At 65.9% G+C, this 14400-nt stretch carries 11 protein-coding genes and 3 pseudogenes; 8 read left to right on the top strand and 6 right to left on the bottom strand.

The window, feature by feature from the left end; genetic code table 11:
- Positions 1-19 precede the first annotated feature (19 nt).
- From A7G45_RS09990 to A7G45_RS09970, 5 genes are all read left to right on the top strand, one after another.
- A complete protein-coding gene (locus tag A7G45_RS09990; protein ID WP_260936447.1) occupies positions 20-1471 on the top strand; it encodes a UbiD family decarboxylase in 1452 nt (483 codons plus the stop codon).
- 8 nt (positions 1472-1479) lie between these two features.
- Positions 1480-3111 carry a UbiD family decarboxylase gene (locus A7G45_RS09985; RefSeq protein ID WP_260936445.1) on the top strand — a complete coding sequence of 544 codons (1632 nt, stop codon included), beginning with the start codon at positions 1480-1482 and terminating at the stop codon, positions 3109-3111.
- Between the two features lie 204 nt (positions 3112-3315).
- Positions 3316-3450: a hypothetical protein gene (locus A7G45_RS09980; RefSeq protein ID WP_260936443.1), complete on the top strand. Its 135-nt coding sequence runs from the start codon at positions 3316-3318 to the stop codon at positions 3448-3450.
- Positions 3447-4280 (top strand): lysophospholipid acyltransferase family protein, encoded by an 834-nt coding sequence (locus tag A7G45_RS09975; RefSeq protein WP_260936441.1) that lies wholly within the window; start codon positions 3447-3449, stop codon positions 4278-4280. Before A7G45_RS09980 ends, A7G45_RS09975 begins: the two co-directional genes overlap by 4 nt.
- Positions 4281-4380: 100 nt before the next feature.
- Positions 4381-5373, top strand: a complete 993-nt coding sequence (locus tag A7G45_RS09970; protein WP_260936439.1) for an FUSC family protein — start codon at positions 4381-4383, stop codon at positions 5371-5373.
- Positions 5374-5453: 80 nt separating this feature from the next.
- On the opposite strand, the pseudogene A7G45_RS09965 reads toward A7G45_RS09970, so the two are convergent.
- Positions 5454-5555: pseudogene (locus A7G45_RS09965) on the bottom strand (HNH endonuclease signature motif containing protein); the annotation flags it as partial.
- A 71-nt stretch (positions 5556-5626) separates the two neighbouring features.
- Between A7G45_RS09965 and A7G45_RS09960 the strand changes: the two are divergent.
- Positions 5627-5830: a hypothetical protein gene (locus tag A7G45_RS09960; protein ID WP_260936437.1), complete on the top strand. Its 204-nt coding sequence runs from the start codon at positions 5627-5629 to the stop codon at positions 5828-5830.
- A 110-nt stretch (positions 5831-5940) separates the two neighbouring features.
- Positions 5941-6708 (top strand): annotated as a pseudogene (locus tag A7G45_RS09955) (DUF222 domain-containing protein); the annotation flags it as partial.
- Between the two features lie 20 nt (positions 6709-6728).
- Here A7G45_RS09955 and A7G45_RS09950 read toward each other — a convergent pair.
- Both A7G45_RS09950 and A7G45_RS09945 read right to left on the bottom strand, forming a co-directional pair.
- Positions 6729-7628 (bottom strand): annotated as a pseudogene (locus A7G45_RS09950) (DUF222 domain-containing protein); the annotation flags it as partial.
- 82 nt (positions 7629-7710) lie between these two features.
- On the bottom strand, positions 7711-10014 hold the full coding sequence (locus tag A7G45_RS09945; protein WP_043984568.1) for an FdhF/YdeP family oxidoreductase: 2304 nt from the start codon (positions 10012-10014) through the stop codon (positions 7711-7713).
- Positions 10015-10107: 93 nt separating this feature from the next.
- Between A7G45_RS09945 and A7G45_RS09940 the strand changes: the two genes are divergently transcribed.
- Positions 10108-11004 carry a LysR family transcriptional regulator gene (locus tag A7G45_RS09940; protein WP_260936435.1) on the top strand — a complete coding sequence of 299 codons (897 nt, stop codon included), beginning with the start codon at positions 10108-10110 and terminating at the stop codon, positions 11002-11004.
- Here A7G45_RS09940 and A7G45_RS09935 read toward each other — a convergent pair.
- The 3 genes from A7G45_RS09935 to A7G45_RS09925 are packed head-to-tail and all read right to left on the bottom strand — an operon-like array spanning position 11001 to position 14329.
- Positions 11001-11963 carry a cation diffusion facilitator family transporter gene (locus tag A7G45_RS09935; protein WP_260936432.1) on the bottom strand — a complete coding sequence of 321 codons (963 nt, stop codon included), beginning with the start codon at positions 11961-11963 and terminating at the stop codon, positions 11001-11003. The genes A7G45_RS09940 and A7G45_RS09935 overlap by 4 nt on opposite strands.
- Positions 11964-11983: 20 nt before the next feature.
- Positions 11984-13516, bottom strand: a complete 1533-nt coding sequence (locus A7G45_RS09930) for a WS/DGAT/MGAT family O-acyltransferase (protein WP_260936430.1) — start codon at positions 13514-13516, stop codon at positions 11984-11986.
- A 30-nt stretch (positions 13517-13546) separates the two neighbouring features.
- The gene (locus tag A7G45_RS09925; protein WP_260936425.1) at positions 13547-14329 is read right to left on the bottom strand and encodes an SDR family NAD(P)-dependent oxidoreductase; all 783 of its coding nucleotides are present in this window, start codon (positions 14327-14329) and stop codon (positions 13547-13549) included.
- Between the last annotated feature and the right edge of the window lie 71 nt (positions 14330-14400).

Genomic DNA, 14400 nt, shown 5'->3' with positions numbered 1-14400 from the left:
GTAAGGATGGCGCTGGACGATGCCCTTCGACGACTTCCGCTCGTTTCTCACCGCGTTGCGCGACGAAGGGCAACTCATCGAAGTCGATCGGCCGGTGGCCCTCGAGCTCGAAGTCGCCAAGGCCATGCGCAAGAGCGCCGCGACCGGTGGGCCGGCCATTGTCTTCAACAACAATGGCACCAAGTTCCCGCTGGTCGGTGGCATCTACAACTCGCGCGCCAAGGCGCTGCTGGCCTACGGCTGCACCGAGGAGAACGCATTCGGCGACATCGTGAATCGGCTGAAGACCCGCATTCCACCGGTGTACGTCGATGACGGCCCAGTGCACGAGAACGTGATCCTCGGCGATGACATCGACCTGTCGATCCTGCCGGTGCCGAAGTACAGCCCGGACGACGGTGGCCCGTACATCACGCCCGGAATCGTCGTCAGTCACGACCCGGAAACCGGCGTGCCGGACATCGGGCACTACCGCTGCGAGATCATCGACAGCAAGACCATGACGCTCATGGCGATCCCGAACCACCGCTTCGCCAAGAACCAGGCCAAAGCACTTGCCATGGGGCACAAGACTTTCCGGGCTGCGCTCGTGATCGGTGTCGACCCGATGATCGCGTACTCGGGCCCGATCCAGGTGCCCGAGGACACCAACGACTGGGAAGTCGTCGGCGGGATGCGCGGTGCGGCAGTGGAGTTGGCGAGATGCCGGACCAACGACGTGTCGGTGCCGGCGCACGCCGAGGTCGTCATCGAGTTCGAGGTCGACTTCACCGAGAACGTCACCGAAGGGCCGCTGGGCGAATACACCGGGTACTACACGCCGGCTTCCCCGAAGCCGGTGGTGCGCCCGACCGCGATCACCCATCGCAACGATGCCTACTTCCAGGCTCTTTTGACCGGCCGCCCCACAACGGAAAACCATATCCTCAAGCAGCTTTCGTTCGAAGCGTCGTTCTTCGACATGATGCGCCAACAGTTTCCGACCATCGAGAAGGTGTCGATCCCCGCGTCGGGCGGCGTCTACTTCCGCGTGGTGATCTCCATGCGCCAGCGCTTCGCCGGCGAGGCCCGCAGCCTCATCCTGGCCGCGATGGGCAGCAACCTGCGGCCGAAACAGGTTGTCGTGGTGGACCCCGACATCGACGTCTACGACTCCGAACAGGTCGAGTGGGCCATGGCGTTTCGCACCCAACCGGCGCGCGACGTCATCATCGTCGAGGGCCTGCCCGGCGGCCCGCTGGACCCGACGGCCGACGAATCCCTGCCGCCAGATCAGCGCACCGGATCCGCGATCGGCACCGACGCGACCTATCCCTACGGCACCATCGTCAAGAAGGTCGGCGACGTGTGCGGACCGGCACTCGAGGAACACGGCGGTCGCGTCGTCGAGGTCGCCGATGTGCCCGGCTGGCGGGAGTACGAGTTTCCGGAACTGGACGAAAAGACCCTTCCCACAACCACTTCTGAATAGGACGCGCGATGCCGCAGCAGACCCTGACCGAGTTCGTCGAGGAGATGGAGAAAGCGGGTCTGCTCGTCCGCGTCACCGAGGAGAAGCGGGTCGACGAGCTGCCCGCGGTGATGGAGGCCAACCCGCTGACGGCCGTGCTGGTGGAGAACGTCAAGGACTGCGAATTCCAGTTCCTCGCCAACGCGTACTCCAACCAGGATCAGTACGCGTGGGGGCTCGGCTGCGACAAGAGCCAGAGCGGCTTCATGATGAGCGAGCTCGCCAAGGGCCGCATCAAGCCTGAGATCGTCGACACCGCGCCGTGCAAGGAAGTCATCCTGACCGGTGACGACGTCGACCTCACCCGGCTGCCGCTGTTCCTGCACCACGACCGGGACGGGCACGCGTACACCAACGACAACCTGGTGGTCAGCCGGCACCCCGACACCGGCATCCACGACTGGGGCATCTACCGCAGCATGTTCCGGTCAAAGACCGAGAAGATGTTCGACATGACGTGCACCTCGCACCGGGCCCGCATCAATGCCATTGCTGCACAAGAGAAAGGGCAGAACCTCGAGGTAGCCATCGTCCTCGGTGGCCCGATCCTCGACAAGGTGGCGTCGCTGACGGGCGTGCCCGCCGACACCGACGACTTCGAGGTGCTCGGCAGCTTCTACGGGCACCCGGCCCGGTTGGTGAAGTGCGAGACCATCGACGTCCTGGTGCCCGCGAACGCCGAGATCGTGCTGGAGTGCGAGCTGATGGCCGCCGAGGGGCTGACGCACGACGAGGGTCCGTACGGCGAGTTCAGCGGCATGTACGGCGGCGGCATCAAGCACAATTACCGAGCCGTGGTGAAGGCCATGACCTATCGCACGGGCGGCATCTTTCAGCACGCCACCATCGGCGGCGCGCACCCCTGGTACACCGACAACATGTTGCAGCTGCCCGCGGTTGAGGCAGATATCTTCGGCGCCTTGAAGTTCGCGGGCATCAACGTCAAAGAGGTCCGGTGCCCGCTCGGTGGTCTGTCGAACATCGCCTACGCCAAGATCAAGCCCAACGGGGGCGGTGATGCGAAGCAGGCCCTCGGCATCATGCTGACCTGCTCCAAGCTCGCGCTGCCGAAGATCGCGATGGTGTTCGACGAGGACATCGACATCTGGGACGACAACGCCGTGCAGTTGGCCATGGCGTTCCGGTACATGCCGCACCTCGACACCGTGCTGCTGCCGGGCGGCAACACCATGACCGTGGACCCGATGATCGGGTCCGATGTCGCACCCGGCACCGCGTCGAAGATCGGCTTCGACTGCACCATCCCGATGGGGCCGCAGTTCACGCGCAGCAGCTTCGACCGCAGTTCGGTGTTCGTGCTGCCCGACCCGCCGGCCGATGTGGTCACCCTGTCGGAGGACGACCTGACCGCCGCCATGGCCGACCTCATCCGCGAGCAGCCGCGCGCGTGGAAGGAAATCCTGGAGCACTTCAACGGCCAGCCCTACCGCACGATCTACCGGGCGTTCAGCAATCTGCGACCCCAGTTGGGCCGCTGCGACGACGCCCCGTGGTACCGGTACACGTTCTCCGACGGAGACTTCGCGGTTGCCGAGCCGGCGACGCTGACGCACAACTACGACCCGCGGCACCGGCCTTAAGCTCGTCCACAGCAACATTCCTGCAGTGAGTCAATTGGCGGGGATCGCGTTGGCTTCTCGCGACAACATATCCGCGCAATTGCGCCAGATCTTCGGCCGCTGGGGATGTCGCCGCCGCCCTCCGGCCTCCGTAACGTAGCCATCGACCACAGCGGCAAGGTTCCTACCTGCACAGGCTCGACATCCGCACCAGAGAGGCGTCGCATGACTGTCATCGGCGGTGTGGCCTACGTCGTCGTCACCTTGCTCCCCGTTTTGACCCTTGCCGCGATCAACGCCATGGTCCGCGCGATCGGTAGGCGCCGCGGACGGCCAGACCCCGCAAACGAGGACTCATGACCACGCTGACCGCCGCCCCCAACCGGGCCGACGCCCCGAGCGTCCCCAACCCGACCTTCATGCGGTACGTCCAGAACCCGATCTGGAACTTCCTGTGTGACCACTACTTCCGGCTCGAGATCGACGGCTGGCACAAGGTGCCCGACGAGCCGTCGCTGCTGATCGGTATCCACTCCGGCGGCTCCCTGACCATGGATGCCTGGACCCTGGTGCATTCCTGGTACCGGCATTTCGACGGGCAGCGGGTCCTGCACGGCACTGCGCACGACGTGCTGATGGGCGCGCCCGGTCTCGGTGACTACTTCCGCGCCGTCGGGGTCATCCCGGCTTCGCGCGACGGTGTCACGGGCGCTTTGGCCGCCGGCCGTGACGTCGTGGTGTGGCCCGGCGGCGAACTCGACGCGATGCGCACCTGGCGCGACCGCGACAAGGCGGTGCTCGCCGGCCGCAAAGGCTTTGTGAAGCAAGCGATCCGGTCCGGTGTGCCGATCGTGCCCGTCGCGACGATCGGTGGCCACGACACCGTCTTCGTGTTGAACGAAGGCAAGTTCCTCGCCAAGTGGAGCGGCCTCGGCAAGCGCTTGCGCGGCGCCAACATGCCGATCATCGCCGGCTTCCCGTTCCCGCTCGCCATCGAAATCCTGCCCGCACATCTGCCACTGCCCGCGAAGATCCGCACCGAACTGCTCGACCCCATCTACGTCGACACCGACCCCGAACGGGCGAACGATGCCGCGTACGTCGACAAGGTGTACGACGAAGTGCAGTTCGCGATCCAGTCCGGCATGGACCGGCTGGCCAAGCGCCGCAGCTTCCCCGTGCTCGGGTGATAGGCGCAGCCGATCAGTTGCTCGGAACTTCCACTTTGACGGTCACACGTCGGGTACGACAACCTGATTGAGTCAGTCGTTCATCGATCGGAGTGGGCCCATGCGCACGGTCTACACGCGCGTGCGCAGGGCCATGACCCCGCCGATGGAAGACCACCGCCCGGCCTTGCGGGTGGCGCTCGGTCTGGCTGTCCCCGGCGTCGCGCTGCTGGCAGCCGGGCGCCCCGACCTGATCATCTACGCGGTGTTCGGTGCGATCACCGGCATGTACGGCCGCACCGAAACCCGCGGCCGCCGGTTCGCACACCAGACGCAGGGCGCGGTGATCCTGGTCCTCGGCGTGGCCATCGGGGTGGCGCTGGCCAATTCCCATGTCCCACCGGCGGTCCTGGTCATCGCCGCCGTGACGTTCGCGTCCGTCGGATCGGTGGTGACCGACTACCTCGCGCTCAAACCGGAGGTTCCGTTCTACGGCGTCTTCGCGCTCGGCGCCATCGCCACGGTGCCTGCCGGCCGGGTGGCGCCGGCGTCCGCGATATTGCTCTGTGCCGCAACAGCTTTGTTGTGCGTCTTGGTCGGCGTTCTCGATGCGCCCCGCGCAGCGGCGCCGGTGACCCGACCGACGTTGCCGAACCGTCGCGACGTGCTGATCCACGCGGGCCGCTACGCGCTCTCCATCACCGCCGCGGGTACCGCCGGCCTGGCTCTGGGTGTCGACCATGCCAACTGGGCCATTGCAGCGGCAGCCGGGCCGCTCGCCGCCGCGGATGCCAGCGGTCGCATCAGGCGCGGAATCCACCGCCTCGGCGGCACTTTCATCGGCCTCGCCGTGGCGGCCGCGCTACTCGTGCCCGGGCCCAGCGAGTACGTGCTGGCCATCTGTGTCATGGCGCTGCTGTTTCCCACCGAATTGTTCATGGCCCATCACCATGCGGTCGCGCTCGGCTTCTTCACGCCGTTGATCATGCTGATGACCGATCTGGCCGTACCCACCGAACCGCTTGTGCTGCTGGCAGATCGCGGCATCGACACCATCATCGGCGTCACCGCCGCGATCGCTGTATCGATGCTGCTGCCCGGCACCCGCGAATAGGCGTCGCGCGTGGCCAGTTCCGTTGGCGCTTCGCCTAGTTGGTCGACGGTGTTGGTGGTGGTTCGAATGGTTGGTACCACCACCAACACCAAGTTGTGCAGTTCGGTGAGACCGCCGTTCTCCCAATGAATGATGTGATGCGCGTGCAAGCCGCGGGTGGCCCCGCACCCGGGGACGACGCAGCAGGACGGCCCTTGAGCAACCGATCACTGGCCCGGCCACCCACCACACCGCCACCCGGTTGCGTAAGGCGGTGAAGCTCGAGCCGCGCCCCGAGCCGGAGCCGGAGTCGAAGCCCGAACCTGAGCGGTCGATCAAGAAGACCACCCACGACGACGGCCGGCCCAGCCAGCTCCGTCTGGACACCAAGATTCAGCCGGCATGGACGCCCTCGCCTCGGGCCACGCGGTGCGGCAGATCGTTGAGTTCTGAAGGCTTCAACGTCGGCGTGAAGTAGCGACGCAAAAAGCGCAACCTACTCGGGCTCCGCGGATTCTCCACGTTCCCAGTGCAATTGGGTCAATTCGGGGACCGAAACTTGTCGTACCCTTCTGCTTTGATGGTGTCATGTCCACCGCTGCAACGGCTTTCGATGTTGAGGCGTCGCCGTGTGAGCGTATGGATGCGTTCTTCGATGAGATCGGTGAGCTGACCGGGCAGCGCAACGCGATCGACGCGCGGCTGGTGGAGATTGCGGCCGAGATCGATCGCGATGGGTTGTGGGGTGCGACCGGTGCCCGGTCGCTCACGTCGTTGGTGGCGTGGAAAACGGGTGTGTCGCCGCGTAATGCGGAGGTGATGGTGGCGGTCGCGCACCGTCTGGAGGAGTTTCCGCGGTGCGCTGAGGCGATGCGTGAGGGTCGGTTGTCGTTGGATCAGGTCGGGGTGGTCGCCGAACACGCGGCCGAGGGTTCTGATGAGCACTATGCCCAGTTCGCCGAAAGTGCCACCGTCACCCAGCTGCGCAAGGCCGTGAAGCTGGAGGCCGCGAAGTTCGATGCCGCAATGGCCTCGCACCAGGATGCGTTGGTCGCGGACTGGAAACGCGACCACGAGAACGACGAGCGTGTGTCGGAGCAGGCGCCGCCATTCCCGAACCAGGTGGACGGGTTCATGAGCCTGGTCGAAGCCGGCTGGGACAGTGACGTGGATCGTCGGCCGCACGGGCAGCACACCACCGTCGTGGTGCACCTGGACATCGAACAGCGCTCGGCCGCTCTGCATCTGGGTTCGGTACTGACCGATGAGGAACGTCGGCTGTTGTTGTGTGATGCGACGTGTGAGGTGTGGCTCGAGAAGCACGGTCAGCCGATCGGTGCGGGACGCGCTCGCAGGCCGGACCGCTCGCACCACCAGCGCAGCCGGCGGCTGATGGTCCGGGTGCTGCGTCCCGCACCGATCGGCTGACCGTGCTTCTCGAGCCACACCTCACACGTCGCATCACACAACAACAGCCGACGTTCCTCATCGGTCAGTACCGAACCCAGATGCAGAGCGGCCGAGCGCTGTTCGATGTCCAGGTGCACCACGACGGTGGTGTGCTGCCCGTGCGGCCGACGATCCACGTCACTGTCCCAGCCGGCTTCGACCAGGCTCATGAACCCGTCCACCTGGTTCGGGAATGGCGGCGCCTGCTCCGACACACGCTCGTCGTTCTCGTGGTCGCGTTTCCAGTCCGCGACCAACGCGTCCTGGTGCGAGGCCATTGCGGCATCGAACTTCGCCGCCTCCAGCTTCGGCAACCGGATCGTGTACGTCGTGGAACCGTCATCGTGGGTGGTCTTCTTGATCGACCGCTCAGGTTCGGGCTTCGACTCCGGCTCCGGCTCGGGGCGCGGCTCCAGCTTCACGGCCTTGCGCAGCTGGGTGACGGTGGCGCTTTCGGCGAACTGGGCATAGTGCTCATCAGAACCCTCGGCCGCGTGTTCGGCGACCACCCCGACCTGATCCAACGACAACCGACCCTCACGCATCGCCTCAGCGCACCGCGGAAACTCCTCCAGACGGTGCGCGACCGCCACCATCACCTCCGCATTACGCGGCGACACACCCGTTTTCCACGCCACCAACGACGTGAGCGACCGGGCACCGGTCGCACCCCACAACCCATCACGATCGATCTCGGCCGCAATCTCCACCAGCCGCGCGTCAATCGCGTTGCGCTGCCCGGTCAGCTCACCGATCTCATCGAAGAACGCATCCATACGCCCACACGGCGACGCCTCAACATCGAAAGCCGTTGCAGCGGTGGACATGACACCATCAAAGCAGAAGGGTATGACAAGTTTTCGCTCCTGAAACACCCCGGGCGTGAAGCCCGGATGCGCCGAGAAGCTTCTAGTCTCCAGCCGACTTCGTCACCGTCACCTTGACGTTCTTCATGATGGGCTGGTCGCTCTGCGTGCTGAAATCGCCGATGGCGCACAGCACATTCATCTCGGGCATGTACCCGGCCGCGTTGCCGCGCGGGATGCCGTAAGGCACCGCCTTGTAGCGGCGCAGCGAGCGGACGCTGCCGTCACGCGCTGTCGCGACGATGTCGACGTCGTCGAACTCTTTGATCCCGCGGTCGCCCATGTCGCGCTCGTTCATGAAGATCAGCGTGCGCAGGTTCTTGATGCCGCGGTACCGGTCGTTGTCGGAGTAGACGGTGGTGTTCCACTGATCGTGCGACCGCAGCGTCGCCAGGATCAGGGTGCCTTCGCTGACGGTGTCGTCGGGCAACTCGACCGCGGAGAACTCGGCGCGGCCGGACGGGGTCAGGAAGATCAGCTCCCGTGCGGGCTGCTTGATTCGGAAGCCCAGCGGCAGCCGCACCCGACGGTTGAAGTCCTCAAAACCGTTGAGCACCTTGGCCATGGTGTCGCGGATGCGGTCGTAGTCCTCGACATACCAGTGCCACGGCGTCTGGCTCTGCGGCAGCGCGGCCGCGGCGATACCGGCGATGATCGCCGGCTCGGACAGCAGGTGCGGCGATGCCGGCTTCTTCATGCCGACCGACAGGTGCACCATGCTCATCGAGTCCTCGACCGAGGTGGACTGGATGCCCTCCTTCTGGTGGTCTTTCTCGGTGCGGCCCAGGCACGGCAGGATCAGGGCCTGCCGACCGTGAATCACGTGGCTGCGGTTGAGTTTTGTGCTGACCTGCACGGTGAGGTCGCATTTCTGCAGCCCCTCGAAGGTGTATGCGGTGTCCGGTGCGGCGCTGGCGAAATTGCCGCCCATGCCGATGAACACCTTGACGTCGCCGGTGTGCATGCCCTCGATGGTGTGGACGGTGTCGAGGCCGTGCGCGCGCGGCGGATCGATACCGCAGACTTCACCGAGCCGCTCCAGGAAGGCCTCGGCCGGCCGGTGGTCGATACCGCAGGTGCGGTTGCCCTGCACGTTGCTGTGGCCGCGCACCGGCGAGGGGCCGGCGCCTTCACGGCCCAGATTGCCGCGCAGCAGAAGCAGATTCACGATCTCCCGGACGCTGTCGACGCCGTGTTCGTGCTGGGTGACACCGAGGCACCAGCTGATGATGCTGCGGTCGGCGTCGCGGTAAATCTTGGCGGCCCTGCGGATATCGCGCTCCGACACCCCGGACTTGTAGACGATCTCATCCCACGAGGTGGCCTCGACCGCGGCCCGGTAGGCCTCGAACCCGCTGGTGTACCGCTCGATGAACTCGATGTCGAGCGCTTTCGGGTCCGTTTCCGACTGTTCCAGAACAACTTTGGCGATGCCACGGATCAGGGCCATGTCCCCGCCGATCCGGGGCTGCAGGTTCAGCGTGCTGGTCTTGGTGGACTTGAACGTCGCCATCCGCAGGAAGTCGTGCGGGATGATGGTCTTGGTGGCGCCGGCCTCGACGAGCGGGTTGATGTGCACGATCTGCGCGCCGCGGCGGTAGGCCTCCGACAGTGCGGTGAGCATGCGCGGCGCATTGGAGGCGGCGTTGACGCCGATGACGAACAGGGCGTCCGCGGCCTCCCAGTCTTCGAGGTCGACGGTGCCCTTGCCGGTGCCCAGCGACGCCTGCATGGCGCGGCCGCTGGCCTCATGGCACATGTTGGAGCAGTCGGGCAGATTGTTGGTCCCCAACTCCCGGGCCAGCAGCTGATAGAGGAACGTCGCCTCGTTACCCAGCCGGCCCGAGGTGTAGTACGACGCCTGGTTCGGGTCGTCGAGATCGGCCAGGGCCCGGCCGACGAGATCGAAAGCGTCGCGCCAGCTGATGGGCTTGTACCGGTCGGTCGCGGCGTCGTACACCATGGGTTCGGTGAGCCGGCCCGTGTCTTCGAGCGCGAAGTCGCTCCACTCCGCCAGTTCCGAAACCGTGTGCTGGGCAAAGAATTCCGGCCCGCAGCGCTTGTGCGTCATCTCCCACGTGACGTGCTTGATGCCGTTCTCGCAGATGTCGAGCTTGAGGCCCTTCATGTCGTCGGGCCAGGCACAGCCGGGACAGTCGAAGCCGCCGTCCTCGTGGTTCATCTTCATGATCGCGTGCGGCCCACTGATGGGCTCGCGCTCGCGGGCCAGGAACTTCGTGACGCTGATCGCCGCGCCCCAACCGGCGGCGGGATGGTGATAGGGCTTGAACTCAGGTTCGCCGTGCTCGTCTGACTCGGTACGCTGCTCAGTGCTCCGGTCGGTCATGGGTTCAAGTCTGCTCGGCGGAGGACACCCGAGTCCAAGGGCAATTTCCGTGAGTCTGATAGGCGCCGCCTATCAGACGTGGTCGAATAGTCCATGCTCTTCCGCCAGCTCGAATATTTCGTGGCGCTCGCCCGCGAGAAGCACTTCGCGCGGGCGGCTGCGGCCTGCTACGTGTCGCAGCCGGCACTGTCCGAAGCGATCCGCAAGCTCGAGAACGAGCTCAAGGTTCCGCTGGTGCGGCGCGGGCAGAACTACGAAGGTCTGACGCCCGAAGGCGAACGGCTGGTGTTGTGGGCCCGCCGGATTCTGGCCGATCACGACGCGCTCATCCACGAGGTCGCCGCGTTGCAGACCGGCCTGACCGGCGAACTGCGGCTGGGCGTCATCCCCGCGGCCTCCGGCACCGTGGCACTGCTGACCGATCCGTTCTGCCTCGAACACCCTTTGGTACGAGTGCAATTGGAGAGCAGCCTGCGTTCGGCGGGCATCGTCGAACGCATCCGCCGCTTCGAACTCGACGCTGGAATCATCTACCCAGACGGCGTCGACACCGCGGGCCTGACGGTGACGCCGCTGTACGAGGAACGACAGGTGCTCATCGCCGGCGCCGACCTGCTTGCCGGCCAAGCTGATCCGGTCACCTGGGCCGACGCCCTCGAATTGCCACTGTGCCTGTTGAACACCGGGATGCGGGGCCGGCAGCTGCTCGACGACGCGCTGTCCACCCACGGCTTGGCCGCGACCCCGCGACTCGAGGCCGATTCAGTGGTGTCCCTGCTGGCCCACGTCAGCAGCGGCCGGTGGGCGAGCATCATCCCGCAGACCTGGCTGCACACGCTGCGAACGCCGGACGGAGTTCGGACGGTGCCGTTGGACGATCCCCAGGTGACGGCCAGGGTCGCGCTGGTCACCAGTGCCGCTGAACCCGGCTCGGTGCTGGCGCGCGCGCTGGTCGCGACCACGCGCCGCGCAACGATCAGCCCCGACTAGCGATACCAATCGGGCAACTGGGCGGGGCGCAGATCCGTCGTGTCACCCGGGCGAGTCAACGTCAGCACAGCCCGCACGATCTCGGGGCGGGCAGCCAACGAGTCGGCGACGAGGTTGAGCTGGGCAGCCACGTTCGATTCGGCCGCGTCGCCGACGAGGTCGACGGCCGCGACGAGATAAATCCGGTCCGCGCCAACACATTCCATGTGCAGATAGCTGACGCGCTCGATGTCCTCATGGTCCAGCAGGGCGCGCAGTGCGTTGTTGCGGGCGAGCGGGGTGACACTCTCCCCCGTCAGGAAATCCATGTTGCGCCCGATGAGAAACAGCGCGACGGCGCCGAGCAGTACACCGACCAGGATTGAGCCGATCGCGTCCCAGACCGCATTGCCGGTGAGCTGGTGCGCCAGGATGCCGCACGTCGCGATGACGAGGCCGATGAGGGCCGAGAGGTCCTCGGCGAACACCGCGCGCAGCATGGGGTTCGACGTGACGCGGATATAGCGCAGCGGATGGATTCGTCGCTCCAGCGCGCCAGATTTGGTCTGCGACAACGCTTGCAGGAACGAGGACCCCTCCAGTACGAAGGAGACCGCGAGCACCGCATAGGCCCACCCGTAGGACGTCGCCTCGGCCTCGCCGTGCAGCGACTGGATGCCGTGCCAGATCGACACCACGGCGCCCACGGTGAACAACCCGAAGGCCGCGAACATCGACCAGATGTATCCGGCTCTGCCGTAACCGAGTCGGTGTTCGGCGTCGGCCGGCTTGTCGGACTTGCGGGTGCCGATCAGCAGGAACACCTCGTTGCCCGTGTCGGCCCAGGAATGCGCGGACTCGGCGAGCATCGAGGCGCTCCCGGTGACGACGGCCGCGGCGGTTTTCGACACCGCGATCAGAGCATTGGCACCGAGCGCGACGACGACCGTCAGGAGACTCTCGCCGCCCGAATCACTCATGCCCTGAACACTAGAGCCCGTCAGTAGGCGTCGCCTGGCTGAACCGCCCGGACCGGTCCGCGGCGCGGTGCCGCGGGCTGCGGTTCCTGCGCCCACTGCGCACCGCTGGCCTCCATCAGGCGGCCGATCTCCTCGATGTGCATGTCCGCGAGGTCCCACACGTCGGGCACCAGTTCGCGGTCGACGATGAAGCCGAAGTCCAGGCGATCCAGGTAGCTCACCACGGTGACGTTGAGCCCCTGCCCTTCGGTGACGATCGACACCGGGAACTGATTGACCAGCTGCGCCCCCGCGAAGTACAGCGGCTTACGCGGACCGGGCACGTTCGAGATCACCAGGTTGAACGGCGTAGCGGCAATCCGGTGGGCCAGCCCGAAGCGGGACGCCAGCCGCATCGCGGATGTCGACAGCACCGGGGCCGAGACCTGCGCCATGTCGCCGAGCTGACTGGCGGGCACGAGATCCAGCAGCCGCTTCGCGTCGAGCATCGCCTCGCGGCAGCGGGCCACGCGCTCGAGCGGGTCCTCGCAGTCGGTCGGCAGTTCGGGGAAGATCGCCGACACCCGATTGGTCCACGGATCCTCTTCGTCGCCGGTGCGGATCGACACCGGCACCATGGCGCGCAAGGGTCTGTCCGGCAATGCATCGTGAGCCAGGAGGTACTGACGCAGAGCACCTGCACAGATCGCCATCACGATGTCGTTGACCGTGCCACCGGTAGCGGTCTTGAGCTGCTTGACGTTTTCGAGCGACGCCGTGCGCATGGCGAAGCGCCGGTGTCCGGTGATGGTCTTGTTCCACGGCGTGGGAGGCGCGGACGAGGTGGGCAACGGGATCCTCGGCCCATCTTCCTTACCAAGGCGGGCAAGGGATTTGATGGCCGAGCCGGCCTTGCTGGCCGCGCTGCCGACACTGTCGATGCCGGCCGCGTCGGCGAGCTGACCGACCAACCGCGTCTGGAACCGCAGCGCCTTGGCGGGATGACCGGCAAGGTTGATGACGGCCTTCCGCAAGAGTTCGATGCTGCCGGGCACTGCCTCGGCTTCCCAATCGGGTCCCGGTCCCGGCGAGGCTGCGTCGGGCACCGTATCGGTGAGGGCGTTGAGCATGATCTGCCCGGCGGCGCCGTCGATGGTGGCGTGGTGGTACTTCGTCAGCATCGCCCAGTTCCCGGTGTCGAGCCCGTCGATGACGTACACCTCCCACAGTGGCCTACTGCGGTCCATCGGCCGCCCGACGATGCGGGACACCTGGTCGGCCAACTGGTCGACCATTCCCGGTCGCGCCAAATGGATTTCGCGGATGTGGAAGTCCAGGTCGAAGTTGGGGTCATCGATCCAGTACGGATGGTCCAGCCCGAGGGGCACCTCCACGAGCCGACGCCGCAGCGGTGCGAGCTCACCGACCAGCGACGCGAACTTCGCGTACACCGCGGAGTAGGGGTCGAACTCCTCGTTGGGCCGCTCGAAGATCATCAGCCCGTTGACGTGACCGAACGTCGTCGGCGTCTCCAGGTACAGGAACGTGGCGTCGAGGCCGCTGAGCTGCTTCACGAGTGTTCTTCTCCTTGATGGGTTTTGGGCTCAGCTGGTGAGCAGCCCGCCCTCGACGGGCAGGGTGATTCCGGTGACGTAGCTACTGGCATCGCTGGCCAGGAAGATCAGCGCGGCGCTGAGTTCCTCTGTGCGCCCTAGCCTTCCGGCGAGGGTCCGGGGCAGGATGGTCGTCTCGAAGTAGTCGTCCTCGTACTGCTCGGTCATCTCTGAGGCGAAGAAGCCCGGCGCCAGGGCGTTGACGCGGATGCCCTTGCGGCCCGTCCACTGCTGGGCCAGGTCGCGGGTCAAGCCGATCAGCCCGGCCTTCGACGATGCGTAGGCGGCTTGCGGGAGTCCTGCGGTCGTCAGGCCGAGGATGCTGCTGACGTTGATGATCGAGCCGCCCGGCCGCATGTGCGCGGCGCATGCTTGAGCCATCCAGTAGCACCCGTTCAGGTTCAGGTCGATGACCGACCGGAACTGCTCGGGCGTTTCGCGCGTCGCCGGGACGGCAGTGCCCACTCCCGCATTGTTCACCAGAATGTCGACGCGCCCGAAGGAATCGACAGCGGCCTGCACCAGGCCCTTGCAGTCGTCGGGGTCGGTGACGTCGGTGCGCACCGCGACAGCCTTGCGACCTGCGGCTTCCACCAGCGCCTTGGTCTCGGCGAGCCGATCTTCGCGTCGTGCGCCGAGTACGACGTCAGCGCCGGCCTGAGCCAGTGCCTGCGCGAATCCGACGCCGAGGCCACTCGAGGCACCGGTGACGACCGCGACACGGCCGTCGAGGCGGAAGAGATCAAGGATCGAAGCTGCGTCGTTCTGGGTCACTCGTGCATCATATCTAGATATGTTGCACACACGAGACTGATCGAGATATATCTCACTCGAACATCAACAGC

This window comes from Mycolicibacterium llatzerense (genome assembly GCF_025331195.1).
In the GTDB taxonomy this organism is placed as follows: Bacteria; Actinomycetota; Actinomycetes; order Mycobacteriales; family Mycobacteriaceae; genus Mycobacterium; species Mycobacterium llatzerense.
This window is presented reverse-complemented; position numbering and strand designations above follow the sequence as displayed.

Coding starts and splice junctions, on each gene's coding strand:
- A7G45_RS09975 (WP_260936441.1), top strand. CDS start 3,447: ATGACCACGCTGACCGCCGCCCCCAACCGGGCCGACGCCCCGAGCGTC.
- A7G45_RS09980 (WP_260936443.1), top strand. CDS start 3,316: ATGACTGTCATCGGCGGTGTGGCCTACGTCGTCGTCACCTTGCTCCCC.
- A7G45_RS09990 (WP_260936447.1), top strand. CDS start 20: ATGCCCTTCGACGACTTCCGCTCGTTTCTCACCGCGTTGCGCGACGAA.
- A7G45_RS09985 (WP_260936445.1), top strand. CDS start 1,480: ATGCCGCAGCAGACCCTGACCGAGTTCGTCGAGGAGATGGAGAAAGCG.
- A7G45_RS09935 (WP_260936432.1), bottom strand. CDS start 11,963: ATGAGTGATTCGGGCGGCGAGAGTCTCCTGACGGTCGTCGTCGCGCTC.
- A7G45_RS09940 (WP_260936435.1), top strand. CDS start 10,108: ATGCTCTTCCGCCAGCTCGAATATTTCGTGGCGCTCGCCCGCGAGAAG.
- A7G45_RS09970 (WP_260936439.1), top strand. CDS start 4,381: ATGCGCACGGTCTACACGCGCGTGCGCAGGGCCATGACCCCGCCGATG.
- A7G45_RS09945 (WP_043984568.1), bottom strand. CDS start 10,014: ATGACCGACCGGAGCACTGAGCAGCGTACCGAGTCAGACGAGCACGGC.